Consider the following 18962-nt stretch of genomic DNA (forward strand, 5'->3'; position numbering starts at 1 on the left):
CATGGAAAGTTTTTTAGAAGGCGTTAGCGGCTTAGTTTCAAATGAAAGTGCCTGGATGGTTCAGGTGTTTGCCATTGTAATAATTACCTTGTTAGTCGCATTTGTCGTTCGGCGGCTCTTGCGTAAGCTCGTTCGGTTGGCAGGCGCAACGAAAAGCGTATGGGACGATGCATTGTATCTCTCAGCTCAGAAACCGCTCGAGTGGGTGTTCTGGTTGGTGGGGTTAAGTTGGGCTGCCGAAATCGTACAAAACACGTCTAGCTCGGATATTTTTGATTTGGTAGCGCCTGCGCGCGAGGCCGGTATTATTGTTTTGCTTACCTGGTTTGTGGTTGGCTTCATTAAGCGCGCCGAGCAAAATTTAATGGACCCAGAGTTCATGGATGCGCCTGTTGATGAAACGACAGTTACGGCTCTGGGTAAGCTGCTGCGACTCTCCGTAATCATTACCGCGGTTTTAGTCGGCCTACAAACATTTGGTTACAGTATTTCTGGCGTGTTGGCCTTTGGTGGTATTGGTGGCATTGCCGTGGGTTTTGCCGCCAAAGATTTGTTGGCTAATTTTTTCGGCGGCTTAATGATCTATTTGGATAGACCTTTTGCTGTGGGTGATTGGATAAGGTCGCCGGACAAAACTATTGAGGGTACAGTGGAGCACATTGGTTGGCGTTTAACGCGTATTCGAACTTTCGATAAGCGACCACTCTACGTTCCCAATGCCGTGTTTACTCAAATCGCGGTAGAAAACCCTTCTAGAATGTTAAATCGTCGCATTTATGAAACGATTGGCATTCGCTACGACGATGCAGGTCAAATGGATGCCATTGTAAGGGATGTGGAGGCAATGCTGCGCGCGCACCCCGATATTGATACCGAGCAAACCTTGATCGTGAATTTTAACGCCTTCGCTGCGTCTTCGCTGGACTTTTTCGTTTACACCTTTACAAAAACAATTAACTGGGTGGAGTTTCATAAAATTAAGCAGGACGTACTTCTGAAAATATTAAACATAGTTCGCAGTCACGGCGCTCAATGTGCTTTCCCAACCACAACCTTGCACGTGCCAGAAACGGTTAATTGTGAATTGAATTCAAGTGTTGGCGTCGACGCTAAGTGAGTGTCGATGTCGTTCCTGTAAAGGCGAAATTGTTGGTCGATGAGTCGGCGCTTCAATCTGCATTTGAGCGTTTGGCGAATGAGCTGAATAGTCGGTTTATGGGTGAAGCAGAAGCTGTCGTTCTATTAACGGTGATGAACGGGGGAATGGTATTTGCTGGGCAGTTAATTCCCAAGCTTCGTTTCCCATTGATATGTGATTATCTGCACGCCACCCGTTACGATAGCGCGAATAAAACGGGCGCACTAGACTGGAAGGCCCGGCCGTCGGTCGAATTGGCTGGCCGTAAAGTGATAGTGGTTGATGATATTTTGGATCAAGGTGTTACCTGCGCGGCTATTAACGCTTTTTGTACCGGTGCGGGTGCAACGCAGGTGGTTTTTGTGGTGATGGTTGCCAAGCCTGAAGCCTGTAGAAAAGTTGCTTTTGAGGCCGACCTCATAGGGTTATCGATTCCTGATCAGTTTGTTTTTGGCATGGGAATGGATTATTCCGGTTTGTATCGTAACCTACCCGCCATTTATTTTATGCCTGAGGAGTCATAGCGTTATGTTGGCGGTCATAGGTGGTAGCGGCTGGGAGTCCTGGTCGACCTTTCAGGTGGCTAGCGAAGTTCCTCTTGAGACTCCCTACGGTGCTACCAGCTCCTCCATTCAACTTGGTACTGTTAACACAAAGCCAATAGCTTTTTTATCCCGTCATGGCGCTGCGCATAGTGTTGCTCCACATCAAATTAACTATCGAGCAAATATTTGGGCCTTAAAGAATGTGGGTGTTAACCGAGTATTGGCGATAAACGCCGTGGGCGGAATACATGCGGCAATGGGGCCGGAGGCGCTTATCTTACCCGATCAGGTCATTGATTATACTTGGGGTAGAGAGCATAGCTTTTGGTCTGATCAAGTTATGCATGTAGACTTTTCCAATCCATTTGATGGCGCGCTACGTCGCCAGCTTCTGGCGCTTTCTGAACGGCAACGGTTGGGTTTAATTGATTTTGGTGTCTACGGTTGCACACAAGGACCGAGGTTGGAAAGTGCCGCGGAGATTCGGCGGCTCAAGCGCGACGGCTGTGATTTAGTCGGTATGACCGCTATGCCAGAGGCGAGTTTGGCGCGCGAGTTAAGCCTAGATTATGCGAGCTTGTGTATATCTGTGAATTGGGCTGCTGGGCTTAGTGATAAGGCCATCACGATGGACGCTATTTTCGCCATTCTGAATGAAACGCGACCAATTATTCAGCAAATAATCGAAGAATTACCTTAGTTGCTGTTACTTTGAAGTTTAAATCGCTAATTTGAGCTAAAAATAGACATTTTTTCTTTACAGCGCTTTCATAATCGCTTAAATATAGGGGTTGCAATCGCGAGCCTAGGGGAGGTTGGCGATTGATTGAGGCCCAGTGCGCAATTAGAGCGGGGGCCTAATGCAGCAAGTAATACACAAATAACAATAATGAGGTTGTACAACATGTCTGATCGTGAAGTTGGGGTTGTTAAATGGTTTAACAATGCCAGAGGTTATGGATTTATTTCGTTCGGTGAAAAGCAAGAGGACGTGTTTGTTCACTACCGCAATATTCGAGGTGAGGGTTATCGCTCACTGGCCGAAGGTCAAAATGTCGAATTTGAATTGTTGACTGGCGAAAAAGGCATGCAGGCTGAAGACGTCGTCTGTGTCTAAGTAGCTTAAAAAACACCGGCTAATGCCGGTGTTTTTTTATTCTTCTTATTCGCTAGCCGCTATTGGCTTATTAGTTATTTGTCGAGCTAGCGTCGTAAGGGATCACCGTAATAAGAATGCCAATTTTCGGGTGGTCAATATAGTGCACTTCACTGCTTCGCATGCGTCGAGTTTGTATTAGCGTCGCAAGATTGGTAACAATAAACGGCTTTTCTTTAATGTTTTGATAGGTGGTGTCAATCACATCGTACTGGTGCCATAAATCCTGTTTCGATTTATTTAAACCTGCATTTAAATTGATGAGAGTGTCGTCGATGTCGCCGTTATTGGCGCTTGGCGGTGTTGGTACCATCGGCCATTCTTGGTTGTCTTGTCCTTCATTACTGGCAAATTCAGAAAACCAAATGTTTGTGTGTACGTGGATATAGCGCGATACGCCGAACTTTACCGTACCCGCTAATTCTTGTTCATTATCGAATGTTTGTCCTCCAGCAATGATGATGGCAGTAGCTTTCTCTGGGTCTATCAGCGGTTGACGCCAAGCTTCGTGAAACAGAATGCGCTGGCGATTGCGTCGCTCGAGTGCGCCGACTGTTTCATTTAGGTTGCGCAGCTCTGTTGGCAGCTTCACGAAGGCTTGTGTTTCTAATATTTCGCGTATGGTGTCAGGGTCGAGTTCGACCCGCTCGGTATCGATACTGGTGTTGATGTTCGAGCCTGTGATTGTCTCAGTGTTCCCCTCGATGGCAAGGCTAGCGGCATGCTTACTCAGGTTGGCTTCTTCAATACTTTGCAGTTGTTGAGTGTGATCGCCGTAGCTTAGGATGATATCTTTGCGGAAGGTTTCCTGGTTGGCAGCGAGCTGCGCGTTTTCAGGTTGAGTGAAGATGGCAACTTCTACTTGATACCATTTGTTGTTGGTGTTTTCTTGCCCCAGTGCTTGCGGGGTTAGCATCAATAAGGCTAGCAAGGCCGCGGTATTGGGCAGGTATATTTTTAGTTCTTTTAACATAGTAAAGCCTTTGGTTACTTGTGCTTTATGTATTCGAAATGGCTTGTGCCACTCATTAGCTTTATGTGCTGTATCAATGGGTTCTCTGGCTTGGTGCGAGGCTAGCAATTAACTGCTCTGTGGTACTTAGCCTTAGCTCACTGGTTTCCATATCATGCAAGAATTTGAAACTACTTGCCCCGGCGAGTTGGTATTTTTGTGGTTGAGTTTGCACCATTTTGATAATACTCAGTGGATCGACATTGGGTTCTTTAGCAAATTCGAGTTTGCCACCGTTAGGGCCGGCCTCTACTTTTAAGATACCTAAACGTTCGGCGTTAAGTTTTATGCTCGTGGTTCGAAAGAGGTTTTTAATAGGGTCGGGAAGTAGGCCAAACCGATCGATCATCTCCACTTGAAGTTCTCTCAGGGCTTGATCGTCACTGGCATTAGCAATGCGTTTATACATGATTAGCCGGGTGTGCACATCGGGCAAGTAGTCATCGGGGATGAGTGCAGGAATGCGCAAATTGACTTCGACTGCCGTGCCAAGTGGGGCATCTAGATCTGGTTGTCGGCCTGATTGGATTGCCTTCACGGCGCGGTTTAACATATCCATATACATACTAAAGCCAACCGCCTCAATTTGGCCGCTTTGTTCATCGCCGAGTAACTCACCGGTGCCACGAATCTCCATGTCGTGAGTGGCTAAGGTGAAGCCAGCGCCCAAGGTGTCGGCTTGGCTGATGGCCTCTAAACGCTTTATCGCATCCTTGGTGAGGCTTTTCGGGTTGGGCGTCATTAAATAGGCGTAGGCTTGATGATGGGAGCGTCCGACGCGGCCGCGTAGTTGATGCAGCTGCGCCAGGCCGAATTTATCGGCGCGATCAATAATGATGGTATTGGCGCTGGGTACGTCGATACCTGTTTCGATAATGGTGGTGGCAACTAAGAGGTTAAAGCGGCGGTGGTAAAAATCCGCCATGACTTTTTCGAGGTCGCGCTCGCGCATTTGACCATGACCAATGCCTATGCGAGCTTCTGGCACCAAGGCTTGTAAGTCCCGCGCGACTTTTTCGATGCTTTTAACTTCGTTGTGAACGTAATATACCTGACCGCCACGCAACAGTTCGCGCAAGATGGCCTCTTTGGTCAGTGCTTCATCGGAAGGGCGTATAAAAGTCTTGATGGAGAGTCGCTTTGACGGCGGTGTCGCGATGATTGATAGATCGCGTATTCCCGCCATGCTCATGTTGAGTGTGCGTGGGATAGGTGTTGCCGTTAAGGTTAATATATCCACTTCTGAGCGAATCGATTTCAATGCTTCTTTTTGCCGAACGCCGAAGCGATGCTCCTCGTCGATAATGAGCAGGCCTAGGGCTTTATAGTTAAAGTCCGGCTGCAATAATTTGTGAGTGCCGACAATAATGTCAACTTTGCCATCTTTCAGTTTGTCGGCAATGGCGTCAATTTCTTTGCCGGTTTTAAATCGCGACACAACTTCAATGTTGACCGGCCAATCGGCAAACCGATCTTTGAAGCTTTCATAGTGTTGCTGCGCCAAAAGTGTTGTTGGTACCAACATGGCTACTTGCTTGCCGCTTTGAACCGCGATGAAAGCGGCGCGCATCGCCACTTCCGTTTTGCCGAAACCAACATCGCCGCACACTAATCTATCCATCGGTGTGTTGGCCAGCATGTCTTTGCGTACGTTATGGATAGCTTGTTCTTGATCGGGCGTTTCCTCAAATGGGAAAGACGCTGAGAATGCCTCGTAGGCCTGGCCGGGGTCTTTAAAAGCAAAACCTTTGCGCGCGGCGCGGCGAGCGTAAATATCGAGCAGCTCTGCTGCTGTATCGCGTACTTTTTCAGCTGCCTTACGCTTGGCTTTTTCCCATGAGTCGCTTCCAAGTTTGTGTAGTGGCGCTAGGTTTTCTTCGGCGCCGGAGTAGCGACTAATGAGATGTAGGCTAGCGACTGGGACGTAGAGTTTTGCTTGATTCGCGTAGTTGAGTTGCAAAAACTCTTGGGTTTGCCCATCCAGATCTATAGTGGTTAGGCCCTGATAGCGGCCAACGCCGTGATCGATATGAACCACCGGCGAGCCAATACTTAATTCGGTTAGGTTTTTAAAGGCGAGATCGCTGTCTTGGCTGGTTTTTCTGCGGCGCCGTTGTTGTACTCGCTCGCCGAATAACTGGCTCTCTGTGATGATGGCGATGTTGGGTGACGTGAGTTGCAGGCCTCGGTCAAGCGCGGCGACGGCAATGTTGAGCTGTTCGTTGCTGTCGAGAAATTGTGCCCAGTTATCACAGCCGGTGGGTGTGATATCAATTTTGCGCAGCAGCTCTTGTAGTATTTCTCGTCGCCCAGCCGATTCGACGGCGAACAGTAATTTACCGGGTTTGTTGAGAAGGTAGTTGCTCAATGCCAGCAGTGGCGTTTCCGCTTTTGCATCAACTGGCACCGCAGGTGGGGCAATGGCGGGTAACGCCTTGGTGTCGCCTATGCCGAGTTCTGTACGCGGCAGAGTATTAATCTTATTAAATAACTCGTTCGTGGGTACGAAAATATCACTCGGCGCGAGCAGTGGGCGCTCGGGGTCCACCTTTCTGCTTTCGTAGCGGCTGGTCACTTCTCGCCAAAACCGATCGGCCAGCGGCGTTAGGCCGTCGAAGGTAATTAGGCGTGTGTGCGCTGGCAGATAGTCAAACAGGGTGGCGCACTGCTCAAAAAATAGCGGCAAATAGTACTCGATGCCCGATGGCGCTATGCCATCGCAAATGTCGCGATAAACCGGACATGCTTTATGGTCGACGTCGAAGCGTTCGTGCCAGCGCACCCGAAATTCACTGATTGCAGCCTTGGTGAAGGGGAATTCCCGCGCTGGTAGCAGCTCTATGCTATCGACTTGGGCTTCGGTGCGCTGGGTTTCTGGGTCGAAGGTGCGTAGGCTTTCGATTTCGTCGTCGAATAGGTCGATGCGCAGGGGCCATTCACTGCCAGCCGGATAAACATCCATGAGTGAGCCGCGAATGGCGAATTCGCCATGTTCGAATACGGTATCGACGCGATGGTAGCCCGTGGCTTCGAGTAGCCGGGCTTGCTCATTTAGGTCAAACCGTTGGCCCTTTTTCAGTATCAGGGTGTTGCCGCTAACAAAGGATTGCGGCGGCAGCCGGTACATCAATGTGGTGAGAGGGGCGACCAATATACTGTTAACCGCGGTGGGCAGCCGATAAAGTGCACGCATGCGCTCTGAGACAATATCTTGGTGTGGGCTGAAGGTGTCGTAGGGCAGGGTTTCCCAATCAGGTAGCGATAGTACTTGGGTCTCTGCCTGGCAGAAGAATGTCAGCTCATCGTGCAGTTGGTGAGCACTGGCGGAATCGGGTGTTACAACAACGATAAGGCCTGGGTGTTGCTTTGCCGCTAGCGCGATCGCTAGCGCGGTGGCCGCGCCGGGTAGCTCGCCCCAGCGTTGGTTGAATTTAGTTGAGTCAGAAAGGCTAGGGCTTAGCCCCCTTAGTGCATTCGCAATATCCATGGACACCAAAGATTCAATGGCCCGCAGGTTGGGCTGTGAGGCGACAAAAAGCCGCTATTGTAGCGGCTTTGTTGCGCTCTGGCAGCCCCGGATTGGGAATAGTGGTTATAGGGGGTAATTCTCGCGTTGAATCTTGCGCGCCTCGGGGCAAGACAGGATAATGGCCGGCCTCTATTAATAGAGATAAGTGATTTTATCAAGCTTGCCAAAAGAGCCGGCGAAACGGTGTGGTGTTGTCCATACTGAAACTTTACTTAGACTTTATAAAAGGTGCATATCCGTGAATCGTCCTAAGCCCGTTGATTTCTTCAAGGACTGGAAAGAGCGTGAAGCGCTCGCCGAGGCCATGATCCCCATGGTTGGCAAGCTCAATCGCGAACAGAATGTCGGTATCTACATCTACGGCCGCTCGTTGGTGAATAGCTCTGTTATCGATATTATGAAGACCCATCGTTTTGTCCGTCAGGTTGAGGAAAACGAGCTTTCTGAGTTTGAAACCTTCCCAATACTAAAAGCCATTTGCAGCCTGGATTTGGGTCGTGCCCATATTGATGTCGGCCAGCTTACCGTTAAGTACATGCGCGATTCGCGCGGCTTGTCGGTTGATGACTTTGTTATCAGCGAATTAAAAAATGCCATCGGCTCAGAATTCAAGCCGTTGCCCCAATGTCAGGATGTGGTGCTTTACGGCTTCGGTCGTATCGGTCGCTTAGTGGCGCGCCTGCTGGTAGAAAAGGCGGGTAGTGGCGATGTGCTGCGCCTGCGCGCGATTGTGGTGCGAAAGAGTGGCCTATCGAATGACTTGGAAAAGCGCGCGTCACTGTTGCGTCGCGACTCCATCCACGGTCAATTCAAGGGCACCATTCGGGTTGATGAAGAAACCCAAAGTTTGGTGTGTAATGGCAATGTCATCAAGATGATTTATGCCAACAGTCCGTCTGAGGTCGATTACACAGCCTATGGCATCAATAATGCTCTGATTGTTGATAACACCGGCGTGTGGCGCGACGAGGCCGGCTTGAGCCAGCATTTAAAATCCAAAGGTGCGGCTAAGGTAATGCTGACTGCGCCAGGTAAGGGCGATATTAAGAATATCGTTTACGGTATTAATAACAGCGCAATCACGCCAGAAGATACTATTGTGTCGGCGGCTTCTTGCACCACCAATGCCATTGTGCCGGTTTTGAAGGCAGTTATGGATAGGTACGGTGTGCAACATGGACATGTGGAGACTGTTCACTCCTACACCAATGATCAAAATTTAATCGACAACTTCCATAAAGGCGAGCGCCGCGGTCGAAGCGCGCCGTTGAATATGGTGTTGACCGAGACGGGTGCGGCAAAGGCGGTTGCTAAAGCGTTACCGAGCTTGGCTGGTAAGTTGACGGGTAACGCCATTCGCGTGCCAACGCCCAATGTGTCTATGGCTATTCTGAACTTGGTGCTGGACAAAGAAGTGACTAAGGACGAGCTGAATGACTATATGCGCGAAGTAGCCTTGCATTCGCCATTGCAGCAGCAAATTGACTACACCAATTCTACAGAAGTGGTTTCAACTGACTTTGTCGGTTCTCGCCACGCCTGCGTTTTCGATGGCGTCGCAACCATTGCCGACGGTAAGAATGTGGTGCTGTACTGTTGGTACGATAACGAGTTTGGTTATAGTTGCCAGGTAGTCCGCTGTTTAGAAGATATGGCCGGTGTTAAGTACGACATTTATCCGAAGCTTTAAGTTGTCGTAAGAATCCCGCTTAGGCGGGATTTTTTTTATCTCAAATGCTTGTTTGCCTAAAAAATGTGCATTTTAAGTGAGATAAGCCGTAAGAGCCTGAGAAGTCAGGATTTTTTATCCTTATTTGTGGGCATAAAAGGGGCATAGCGCTGGCAAGTCATCAGACGGCTCTTTATAATTGCCGCCGTTTACCTTAACCGAATGTGTTTTTTGTCCTTTCGTCTAAACTACAACGGTATTTTGTGGTGGATGTAAGGGGGCGTAGGGGTTGTTAGATCAGCCTAGCGCATTCGCAAAGCATTTTTTGAGGGTCGGGCTCCCGGCTTTCGCAGTGATTTCAAACTACTAAGTAATTAGGCAGGACGTATGATCAAGATCCGTCGGGGATTGGATTTACCTATATCCGGTGCTCCCGAGCAGACCATTCATGACGCCCCTAAAGCCAGGTCAGTTGCAGTTCTAGGCGTGGATTACCACGGCATGAAACCGACCATGGCGGTAAAGGAAGGTGACAAGGTCAAGCTTGGGCAGCTGCTGTTTAGCGACAAGAAAACCGAGGGTGTGCGCTATACCGCGCCAGCCGCAGGTACGATTGCAGCTATAAATCGCGGTGAGAAACGCGTGTTGCAGTCTGTTGTCATAGACGTGGAAGGCGATGAGGCTGAGCAATTCGAGCGCTATGCGCCCACTGAATTTGCCGGTTTAAGCGCTGATACCGTGCAGAGTAATCTGGTTAACTCTGGCTTGTGGACAGCGTTGCGCACGCGTCCATTCAGTAAAGTGCCAGCACTTGGCTCGCGTCCCGCCTCTATATTCGTCACCGCCATGGATACCAATCCGCTGGCAGCCGACCCCGCCCTGATTATTGCCGAGCATGCTGAAGCCTTTGCACAAGGTTTAACGCTGTTGTCGCGCTTAACAGAAGGTCAGGTGCACGTCTGTAAAGCGGCTGGGAGCGCAGTGAGTGCCGCCGGTGATCGTATTGCTGTGCACGAGTTTGGCGGTGTTCACCCCGCTGGGAACGCCGGTACACATATTCATTTTATCGATCCAGTCAGTGTTAAGAAAACAGTTTGGTCGGTCGGCTATCAGGACGTGATCGCTATTGCCAAGCTATTTACCACCGGTACCTTATTTACTGATCGTGTGATTTCTCTTGCTGGCCCTCAAGTTGCGCAGCCACGTCTCGTGCGCACGCGCTTGGGCGCTAACCTAGACGAGTTGACCGCGGGCCAGCTGAAAGAAGGTGAAAATCGTATTGTCACCGGCTCCGTTTTCGGTGGTCGAACTGCGCGCGGTGCTTTCGCCTATTTGGGTCGTTATCACCAGCAGGTAAGTGTGCTGGTTGAGGGGCGCGATCGTCCGTTTCTGCACTACATGCGCGCTGGCTTTAACATGTTCTCTACCACCGGCATTTATATTTCAAAATTGTTGGGCGGTGGTAAGAAGTATGATTTCACCACCACTACCGCCGGTAGTGAGCGAGCCATGGTGCCGATTGGTACTTATGAGCGCATTATGCCGCTGGATATTCTGCCCACTCATTTGTTGCGCGCGATTATTGTCGGCGATACCGACATGGCGCAAAAATTGGGCGCGTTAGAGTTAGATGAAGATGATTTGGCCCTGTGTACCTATGTTTGCCCAGGCAAATACGAATACGGTCCTATCCTGCGCGATAATTTAACCCGTATTGAGAAGGAGGGCTAAGGCATGAAATTTTTACGTAATTGGTTCGACAGCCTTGAGCCGCACTTCCATAAGGGCGGTAAGTTCGAAAGCTGGTACGCACTATACGAAGCTGTCGATACAGGTTTGTTCCGCCCAGCTGACGTGACTAAAACCACATCCCACGTGCGCGATGGTATCGATCTAAAGCGCATCATGATTACCGTATGGGCCTGTACTTTCCCAGCTATGTTTTACGGTATGTACAACTTGGGTTGGCAGGCCAATACCGCCATGGCGGATTTAGGTATTGCTGCCGTTGAAGGTTGGCGTGGTGGCTTGATCGAATTGTTCGCCGGCTATTCTGCCGACAGCATTTGGGACAACATGATTCACGGCGCTGCTTACTTCCTACCCATTTATATGACGGTATTCGTTGTGGGTGGTTTCTGGGAAGTATTGTTTGCCATGAAACGCGGCCACGAAGTTAACGAAGGTTTCTTTGTTACCTCTATCCTGTTCGCCCTCATCTGCCCGCCCGATATCCCTCTGTGGCAGGCTGCCCTCGGTATTAGCTTTGGTGTTGTGATTGCTAAGGAAGTATTCGGAGGCACCGGTAAAAACTTCTTAAACCCAGCCTTGGCCGGTCGTGCTTTCCTATTCTTTGCCTACCCAGCATCTATGTCTGGCGATCAGGTTTGGACTGCAGTAGACGGCTTCAGTGGCGCTACCGCTTTATCAATTGCTTATACCGATGGTATGACGGCTTTAGGTAGCCAGCTAACCTGGCTCGACGCTTTCTATGGTCACATGCAAGGATCAATTGGTGAAGTTTCAACACTGGCCATCTTAATCGGTGGTGTTGTGTTGGTGGCTTGCAAGATTGCGTCGCTGCGCATCATCACCGGTGTTATGGCTGGCATGATGGCAACGTCCTTTTTGTTTAACGTGCTTGGCAACCCCGAATCCAATCCGATGATGGCGATGCCCTGGTATTGGCACCTTGTTGTCGGTGGCTTTGCTTTCGGTATGGTCTTTATGGCAACCGATCCGGTGTCAGCGTCCATGACTGAAACGGGCAAGCTTTGGTTCGGCGCCTTGATTGGTTTCATGGTGGTTATTATTCGTGTGGTGAACCCTGCTTTCCCCGAAGGCATGATGTTAGCAATTCTATTCGCTAACTTGTTTGCACCGCTGATTGATCACTTTGTTGTTCAGGCAAACGTTAAGCGGAGGTTGGCACGTGGCTAATAAAGAATCTACTCAAAGAACGCTTATCGTTGCATTGTTGTTGTGTGTGGTGTGCTCGGTTGTTGTTGCTACGGCGGCCGTGATGTTGAAACCTATGCAAACAGCAAACAAAGCGTTGGATTTTAAACGTAATATTTTAGCGGCAGCAGGTTTGATGGAAGAGGGCAAAACGGTCGATGAACTGTTTTCCCAGGTGTCTACGAAACTGGTTGATTTGGATACGGGTAAATTTACTGATGTGGTGAACGCTGATACTTATGATCAACGTAAAGCATCAAAAGATCCTGCCCGTTCTGAGAAATTATCGCCCGAGCAAGATATTGCCAAAATTGGTAGCCGTGAAAATATCGCCAAGGTCTACTTGGTGGAAAAAAATGGTGCCATTGATAAAGTGATTTTGCCGATTAAAGGTTACGGCCTTTGGTCAACCCTTTATGGCTTTATCGCCTTAGAAGCCGATCTCAATACAGTTGTTGGTTTGGGCTTTTATGAGCACGGTGAAACGCCTGGTTTGGGTGGTGAAGTTGATAATCCAAAGTGGAAAGGCTTGTGGATAGGCAAAGAAGTTTATGCCAATGGTTCAGTTGCCATTGAAGTCATAAAAGGTAATGCCGCCGCCGGAGATTTGCACAAGGTTGACGGCTTGTCAGGCGCCACGTTAACTAGCCGTGGTGTAGATTACTTAGTCAAATTTTGGATGGGTGAAAACGGTTATGCCAGTTTTCTTGCCAATCTTAAGAATGGGGAGGCTTAATCCATGAAGACTAAAGATCTTCTGTTTAAACCGGTCATTGAGAACAACCCAATTGCGTTGCAAATTTTGGGTATATGTTCGGCGCTCGCCGTTACCAGTTCACTGAAAGTGACCTTGGTTATGTGTGTTGCCTTAACATTAGTAACCGCGTTTTCAAACTTCTTTGTTGCGGTAGTTCGAAACTACATTCCTAATAGCATTCGAATCATTGTGCAGATGACAATTATTGCGTCCTTGGTAATTGTTGTTGATCAGATTCTAAAAGCCGTGGCTTACGATATCAGTAAGCAATTGTCGGTGTTTGTTGGTCTGATCATCACTAACTGTATCGTGATGGGGCGTGCTGAAGCTTTTGCTATGAAAAACCCGCCGGTGGCGAGTTTTGTTGATGGTATTGGTAACGGCTTAGGCTATAGCGCACTGTTGATTATTCTGGGCGTGATTCGCGAACTGTTTGGTTCGGGATCTTTGCTGGGATATAAGATTCTTCCTCTGGTTACCGATGGTGGCTGGTACATCTCTAACGGCCTGTTGTTGTTACCGCCGAGTGCTTTCTTCTTAATTGGTTTGATCATCTGGGGCTTACGCTCTTGGAAAACCAATCAAGTGGAAACTGAAGAATTTAAAATTTGCGCCAATACCAAAGCGCAGGAGGCTTGATAAATGGAAGCGTTTATTAGTTTGTTTATACGCTCGATTTTTATCGAGAACATGGCTTTGGCATTCTTCTTGGGTATGTGTACTTTCTTAGCTATCTCTAAGAAAGTTGAAGCAGCGCTTGGCTTGGGTATTGCGGTTGTTGTTGTGTTGGCGATTACCGTGCCGGTTAACAACTTGCTGTATACCTACTTGCTTAAAGATGGCGCCCTGATTTGGCTTGGTGAAGATTTCGCGACTGTGGATTTAAGCTTTTTAGGCTTGATTACCTACATCGGCGTGATCGCTGCCATTGTACAGATTATGGAAATGGTGCTGGATAAATACGTGCCTGCACTTTACAACGCTCTCGGTGTGTTTCTACCCTTGATTACCGTGAACTGCGCCATCATGGGTGCTTCATTGTTTATGGTTGAGCGCGATTACAACTTCGCTGAAAGCGCCGTGTTTGGTATTGGTTCTGGTGTGGGCTGGGCTCTTGCTATTACCGCCTTAGCGGGAATTCGCGAAAAAATGAAGTACAGCGATGTGCCAGAGGGCTTACGTGGCCTTGGCATTACCTTTATCACCGTTGGCTTAATGTCGCTTGGCTTTATGTCATTCGGCGGCATAGATCTGTAATCGAGGTAAGGACCTAACATGGACATTACAATTGTAGCGGGTGTCGTCATGTTCACGGTGATCGTGCTTATGCTCGTCGCTGTGATCTTGAGTGCCCGCGCTAAATTAGTGAATTCAGGCGATGTAACCATCGTTGTGAATGAAGAAAAAACTATTACTGTGCCCGCTGGTGGCAAATTACTCCAAACCTTGGCTGGCAGCGGCTTATTTTTGCCCTCTGCCTGTGGTGGTGGCGGTAGTTGCGCGCAGTGTAAGTGTGTTGTGCTTGAAGGTGGTGGCGAAATGCTGCCAACGGAAGAGTCTCACTTTACTAAGCGCGAAGCCAAAGAAGGCTGGCGTTTATCTTGCCAGACTCCTGTGAAGCAAGACATGAAAGTGCACGTTGAAGAAGACGTGTTCGGCGTTAAGCAGTGGGAGTGTACGGTTGAATCTAACCCTAACGTAGCGACTTTTATTAAAGAGCTAACGCTGCGTTTGCCCGAAGGCGAAAGTGTGGATTTTCGTGCAGGTGGCTACGTTCAGTTGGAAGCACCTGCACATCACGTGAAATTTTCTGATTTTGAAATCGAAGAAAAGTTTCGCGGTGACTGGGAGCATTTTGGCTTCTTTAAGTTGGAGTCCAAGGTGACTGAGCCTGTGATTCGCGCTTACTCGATGGCCAACTATCCCGATGAAAAAGGCGTGGTGAAATTCAATATTCGTATCGCCACGCCACCGCCGCGCACTCAGGGTTTGCCACCAGGCCAGATGTCTTCTTATGTGTTCAGCTTGAAGCCTGGCGATAAGATTACCGTATACGGCCCATTTGGTGAGTTCTTTGCCAAGAAAACCGAGGCGGAAATGGTCTTTATCGGCGGCGGTGCTGGCATGGCGCCTATGCGGTCGCACATTTTTGATCAGCTACGTCGTTTGAAGAGCAAGCGTAAGATGTCTTTCTGGTATGGCGCACGCTCTTTACGGGAGCTGTTCTACAAAGAAGACTACGACATGCTAGCCAATGAAAATGACAACTTTGATTGGCATATTGCATTATCTGATCCTCAGCCAGAAGATAATTGGACTGGTTTGACAGGTTTCATTCATAACGTATTGTTCGAGCAATACCTGCGTGATCATGAAGCGCCAGAGGATTGTGAGTTTTACATGTGTGGCCCGCCAATGATGAACCAAGCTGTTATCAAGATGCTGAAAGATCTGGGCGTTGAAGATGACAATATTATGCTTGATGATTTTGGTGGTTAAGTTGTTGTTATTGAGTCACATGAAAGCGAGGGCGCTTCGGCGCACCTCGTTTTTGTTTTTCTGCACTTTGCTATTTTCACTTTTTTCCTGCTCGCCAGCACCTAAGTCCCAGGTAAAAATCACTGGCTCAACCATGGGCACCAGCTATCACGTCACCGTTGTGGCAGATGGCGTTGATGCCGACGGGTTAAAAGCGCAGATTGATGCGCTTCTACTGCGAATCAATCAACAAATGTCGACTTATGATTCGGACTCCGAGTTAATGCAGTTTAATCGCTCGGAGCAGGGCAAGCCTTTTGAATTGTCCCCGGAATTAGCGTTTGTCCTGTCTGAAAGTCAGCGTATAAACCTTCTTACCCAAGGCGCCTTTGACGTCACTGTTGGACCCTTGGTTAACCGATGGGGTTTCGGTCCAGAGGAGGAGCGAGTGATTCCTGCCGCCGAGGAGCTGGCGACGATTCTGGAAAATGTTGGCGCTAAGTGGTTAAGTATTTCTGATGATGGCAGGCAGGCAATACGAAGAAGACCTATTTTTGTTGACCTATCGGCCATTGCTAAAGGTTTTGGTGTCGACCAAGTCGCAGAGCTGTTGCGAGATGAAGGGTACCTCAATTATTTGGTTGAAATTGGCGGTGAATTACGAGTGAAGGGGCATAATGCCCTAGGGTTACCTTGGCGTATTGCCATCGAGCGACCGAATTTGGCGCCCGGTTCTGTGCAGGCTGCTATCGCTCTTCTCAATCGCTCTGTAGCCACGTCGGGGAGCTATCGCAATTTCCGCGATGTTGATGGTGAACGGTATTCCCATACTATTAACCCCGTTACCGGTTTTCCAGTGGCGCATAATTTGGTTTCGGTGACGGTTGTTACGGATACGTGCGCAGAAGCGGACGCCTTCGCAACTGGTTTTAGTGTCATGGGGCCAGAAGCGTCTTTGGCCTATGCCGAGTCGAATAATATGGCAATATTTATGTTGACCGAGGTTGATGGTCGAGTGGTTGAACGTTGGTCTTCGGCGTTTAATCAATATTTGGATGATTAACTCTTTTTGAAGCGAATTTTCAGAGGTATTTAAGATGGGTACATTACTTATCACTTTTGTTGTGCTCGGTTTGGTTGTAATAGCGATGTCGGTCGGGGTCTTGTTGGGACGCAAGCCAATCAGCGGATCTTGCGGCGGCATGGCTGCATTGGGAATGGATGTTGCCTGTGATATTTGTAAAGGCGATAAATCAAAATGCGATTCGGAAGAGCTAGATAGTGTAGATCTGAATCACGACTTAGCTGTCGATGCGACCAAGAAATAGTATCAATTTACTTATTAGGTTTGTTGGAGTAGAAAATGCCGAAGAAAAATCACTATGACGTATTGGTGATTGGTGCTGGACCTGGCGGTGAAGGTACGGCTATGGCCGCTGCTAAAGCGGGAAAAAAGGTAGGGGTTATAGAGAATCGCGCCGGTGTCGGAGGTGCTTGCGTGCACAAGGGCACTATTCCATCAAAGTCTTTACGTCATGTCGTTAAGCAAGTCATACGGCATAAAATTAATCCCTTATTTAGGGCAACAGGTGATGCTCACAGCTTCAGTTACCCTAAAATTCTAGCGGAAGCTAGCCGAGTTATTCCTCGCTATGTGGATTTACACACAGACTTCTACACCCGAAATCGCGCCACAATTCATATTGGTGAAGCCAGCTTTGTTGATGCTAATACATTGTCGGTAAGATTTTCCGACGGTGCAAAAGAGCGTTTAACCGCTGAAACTATCGTTATAGCAACGGGATCTAGGCCTTATCGCCCGGCGGATATTGATTTTAGTCATGCGCGCGTATACGACAGCGATACTATTTTAGATATGAAGCATACCCCACGCTCATTAATCATTTATGGTGCGGGTGTTATTGGTTGCGAGTATGCGTCAATTTTTTCAGGCTTAGGAATTAAAGTTGATTTAATTAATAGCCGCGAACATCTATTGACCTTTTTGGATGATGAGATCTGCGATGCGTTGAGTTATCACTTGCGCGATATGGGCGTGACGGTGCGCCATGGCGAAGAGTATGAGTCGGTCGAAACGAGTGATCGTGGTGTTACACTGAAGCTTAAATCGGGAAAACGTATCCACGGTGATGCGCTGCTTTGGTCTAACGGTCGTACAGGTAATACAGATTCATTGGCGTTAGATAAAATTGGCCTGAAAGCCGATGGCCGCGGGCAGCTTAAAGTAAACGATTTATACCAAACTGATATCGATCACATCTATGCCGTTGGCGATGTTATTGGTTGGCCTAGTTTAGCCAGTGCTTCCTATGACCAAGGGCGGGCGGCTGCTTCCAATATTCTTGGCCAGGAAAGCCGATATGTATCCGATGCCCCAACCGGTATTTATACGCTGCCGGAAATTAGTTCCATTGGTAAAACTGAAAATGAATTAACCGCAGCGCGTATTCCTTACGAAGTAGGGCGAGCCTTTTTCAAAAATACAGCCCGAGCCCAAATTAGCGGTGAAAAAGTGGGTGTGTTAAAGATACTGTTTAATGTAGACACCTTGGAAATTTTAGGCATACATTGTTTTGGCGCTGAAGCATCGGAGATTATTCACATTGGCCAGGCGATTATGAGTCAAAAAGGTGAGGCTAATACCTTAGCCTACTTTGTTAATACAACCTTTAACTATCCAACAATGGCGGAAGCGTATAGAACCGCTGCGTTAGACGGTTTGAACCGCGTTCAAAAAGTGTAATTTTTTATCCAGGTACGGCGGCCATTGGCGGCCGTACGGATGACGGGTTAGTTGCTAGGCGTTTTATACTGCGCTTTTGGCTTGTGTCGTAGCACACTGTGAATTACCCGGTCGCCTTCGAAATAGACAATATAGTTATCGTACTCCCAGCGGGTAATCGGTGGTTGGCCAGTGGCCTCATGTTTGACCGCCGCCGAGCCGTGTGCGGATTCAACTTGAGTCATCGTTAAGCCTTTTTTGGGTAAATCTAGCCCACTTATACCTTGATGACCTACAGGTATAGCGATTTCTTCCGCTAATGTTATGGGCGCTATGACGAGTAAGGTTAAAAAACAAAAAAGCTTCATAGGTTCGTCCTTTAGGGTGAGGCTGGTTTGCGTTGGCTGACAAGTATATGCCGAGCGATAATTGATTTGTCGCTATCGGAGATATTTCTGAAGCGCGCAGCTACTAGGTATTGCTTACCTTTTGGCTCAGTTCTCAGTACTTCTGCGAAGGTAAATATACTATACCCCCCAGACAAGAATGTCATGGCTAGTGCTAATTGGGCACCTTTGTAAGGCGCTTTCTCTAGCGAAAAGGCTATACCGTCCTCGCTAAGGCTCACTGGCGCGACCGGGCTATTGGCGTTGTGTTGGGAGAATAGGTAGTTAGCTAATAGGTTAAGGCGCTTATCTTGAATTCTTAGAGCCGCTTGCACTGCCGAATGTGCGTCTAAATTAATCTTGGCTAGCTCTCGACCGAGCTTACTGAATTCGTTGAGTAGTTGAAGGTTGGCACTTTCAGGGAAAAGGACTGCCGCATTGCCCTGTTGAATTTGATGTTTGTCGACGGGTTTCACCTTGAGTAAAATGTCGTCATCAATTCTATAGTAACTTCGCTGCTCTTTACTTTGTGCCATGGGGTTAGGTCTCTTTGTGTTTTTCCTTCATGGGTTGGCTGCCAACTAAATTGGT

At 48.4% G+C, this 18962-nt stretch carries 18 protein-coding genes; 14 read left to right on the forward strand and 4 right to left on the reverse strand.

The genetic code is table 11. From position 1 onward, the window contains the following. Window position 1: 1 nt before the first annotated feature. The 4 genes from ACGHTT_RS08245 to ACGHTT_RS08260 all read left to right on the forward strand — a co-directional run bounded on the left by ACGHTT_RS08245 (window position 2) and on the right by ACGHTT_RS08260 (window position 2800). Window positions 2-1117 carry a mechanosensitive ion channel family protein gene (locus ACGHTT_RS08245; RefSeq protein WP_390594656.1) on the forward strand — a complete coding sequence of 372 codons (1116 nt, stop codon included), beginning with the start codon at window positions 2-4 and terminating at the stop codon, window positions 1115-1117. Continuing rightward, on the forward strand, window positions 1114-1662 hold the full coding sequence (locus ACGHTT_RS08250) for a hypoxanthine-guanine phosphoribosyltransferase (RefSeq protein ID WP_390594658.1): 549 nt from the start codon (window positions 1114-1116) through the stop codon (window positions 1660-1662). The genes ACGHTT_RS08245 and ACGHTT_RS08250 overlap by 4 nt, the downstream gene beginning before the upstream one ends. A gap of 4 nt (window positions 1663-1666) precedes the next feature. Then, window positions 1667-2383 (forward strand): S-methyl-5'-thioinosine phosphorylase, encoded by a 717-nt coding sequence (locus ACGHTT_RS08255; RefSeq protein ID WP_390594659.1) that lies wholly within the window; start codon window positions 1667-1669, stop codon window positions 2381-2383. A gap of 204 nt (window positions 2384-2587) precedes the next feature. After that, window positions 2588-2800 carry a cold-shock protein gene (locus ACGHTT_RS08260; protein ID WP_290262744.1) on the forward strand — a complete coding sequence of 71 codons (213 nt, stop codon included), beginning with the start codon at window positions 2588-2590 and terminating at the stop codon, window positions 2798-2800. Window positions 2801-2870: 70 nt separating this feature from the next. Here ACGHTT_RS08260 and ACGHTT_RS08265 read toward each other — a convergent pair whose 3' ends face one another. Together ACGHTT_RS08265 and mfd are read right to left on the reverse strand one after the other, a co-directional pair. Continuing rightward, window positions 2871-3812 (reverse strand): CsiV family protein, encoded by a 942-nt coding sequence (locus ACGHTT_RS08265; protein ID WP_390594660.1) that lies wholly within the window; start codon window positions 3810-3812, stop codon window positions 2871-2873. A 73-nt stretch (window positions 3813-3885) separates the two neighbouring features. Beyond that, window positions 3886-7338: a transcription-repair coupling factor gene (gene mfd / locus ACGHTT_RS08270; RefSeq protein WP_390594661.1), complete on the reverse strand. Its 3453-nt coding sequence runs from the start codon at window positions 7336-7338 to the stop codon at window positions 3886-3888. A gap of 346 nt (window positions 7339-7684) precedes the next feature. Here mfd and ACGHTT_RS08275 point away from each other — a divergent pair, with 346 nt between their 5' ends. From ACGHTT_RS08275 to sthA, 10 genes are all read left to right on the forward strand, one after another. Further along, on the forward strand, window positions 7685-9070 hold the full coding sequence (locus ACGHTT_RS08275) for a glyceraldehyde-3-phosphate dehydrogenase (protein WP_390595007.1): 1386 nt from the start codon (window positions 7685-7687) through the stop codon (window positions 9068-9070). 366 nt (window positions 9071-9436) lie between these two features. After that, a complete protein-coding gene (locus tag ACGHTT_RS08280; RefSeq protein ID WP_390594663.1) occupies window positions 9437-10780 on the forward strand; it encodes a Na(+)-translocating NADH-quinone reductase subunit A in 1344 nt (447 codons plus the stop codon). Window positions 10781-10783: 3 nt separating this feature from the next. Continuing rightward, window positions 10784-11989, forward strand: a complete 1206-nt coding sequence (locus ACGHTT_RS08285; protein ID WP_390594664.1) for an NADH:ubiquinone reductase (Na(+)-transporting) subunit B — start codon at window positions 10784-10786, stop codon at window positions 11987-11989. Then, window positions 11982-12743: a Na(+)-translocating NADH-quinone reductase subunit C gene (locus ACGHTT_RS08290; RefSeq protein WP_390594666.1), complete on the forward strand. Its 762-nt coding sequence runs from the start codon at window positions 11982-11984 to the stop codon at window positions 12741-12743. The genes ACGHTT_RS08285 and ACGHTT_RS08290 overlap by 8 nt, the downstream gene beginning before the upstream one ends. A 3-nt stretch (window positions 12744-12746) precedes the next feature. Further along, window positions 12747-13403 (forward strand): NADH:ubiquinone reductase (Na(+)-transporting) subunit D, encoded by a 657-nt coding sequence (locus tag ACGHTT_RS08295; RefSeq protein WP_390594668.1) that lies wholly within the window; start codon window positions 12747-12749, stop codon window positions 13401-13403. A gap of 3 nt (window positions 13404-13406) precedes the next feature. Continuing rightward, entirely contained in the window at window positions 13407-14021 is a 615-nt protein-coding gene (gene nqrE / locus ACGHTT_RS08300) for an NADH:ubiquinone reductase (Na(+)-transporting) subunit E (RefSeq protein WP_290262759.1), read from the forward strand. 18 nt (window positions 14022-14039) lie between these two features. Next, the gene (gene nqrF, locus ACGHTT_RS08305; protein ID WP_390594670.1) at window positions 14040-15263 is read left to right on the forward strand and encodes an NADH:ubiquinone reductase (Na(+)-transporting) subunit F; all 1224 of its coding nucleotides are present in this window, start codon (window positions 14040-14042) and stop codon (window positions 15261-15263) included. Beyond that, window positions 15229-16305, forward strand: a complete 1077-nt coding sequence (locus ACGHTT_RS08310; RefSeq protein WP_390594672.1) for an FAD:protein FMN transferase — start codon at window positions 15229-15231, stop codon at window positions 16303-16305. The genes nqrF and ACGHTT_RS08310 overlap by 35 nt, the downstream gene beginning before the upstream one ends. A gap of 34 nt (window positions 16306-16339) precedes the next feature. Then, complete coding sequence (gene nqrM, locus ACGHTT_RS08315) at window positions 16340-16570, forward strand: (Na+)-NQR maturation NqrM (RefSeq protein WP_390594673.1); 231 nt, start codon at window positions 16340-16342, stop codon at window positions 16568-16570. A gap of 35 nt (window positions 16571-16605) precedes the next feature. Beyond that, complete coding sequence (gene sthA, locus ACGHTT_RS08320) at window positions 16606-18006, forward strand: Si-specific NAD(P)(+) transhydrogenase (protein WP_390594674.1); 1401 nt, start codon at window positions 16606-16608, stop codon at window positions 18004-18006. A gap of 47 nt (window positions 18007-18053) precedes the next feature. Here sthA and ACGHTT_RS08325 read toward each other — a convergent pair whose 3' ends face one another. Together ACGHTT_RS08325 and ACGHTT_RS08330 are read right to left on the reverse strand one after the other, a co-directional pair. Further along, a complete protein-coding gene (locus tag ACGHTT_RS08325; RefSeq protein ID WP_390594675.1) occupies window positions 18054-18353 on the reverse strand; it encodes a hypothetical protein in 300 nt (99 codons plus the stop codon). Between the two features lie 11 nt (window positions 18354-18364). Beyond that, window positions 18365-18907 carry a PilZ domain-containing protein gene (locus ACGHTT_RS08330; RefSeq protein ID WP_390594677.1) on the reverse strand — a complete coding sequence of 181 codons (543 nt, stop codon included), beginning with the start codon at window positions 18905-18907 and terminating at the stop codon, window positions 18365-18367. Between the last annotated feature and the right edge of the window lie 55 nt (window positions 18908-18962).

Source organism: Simiduia litorea, assembly GCF_042853465.1.
Taxonomy (GTDB): Bacteria; Pseudomonadota; Gammaproteobacteria; order Pseudomonadales; family Cellvibrionaceae; genus Simiduia; species Simiduia litorea.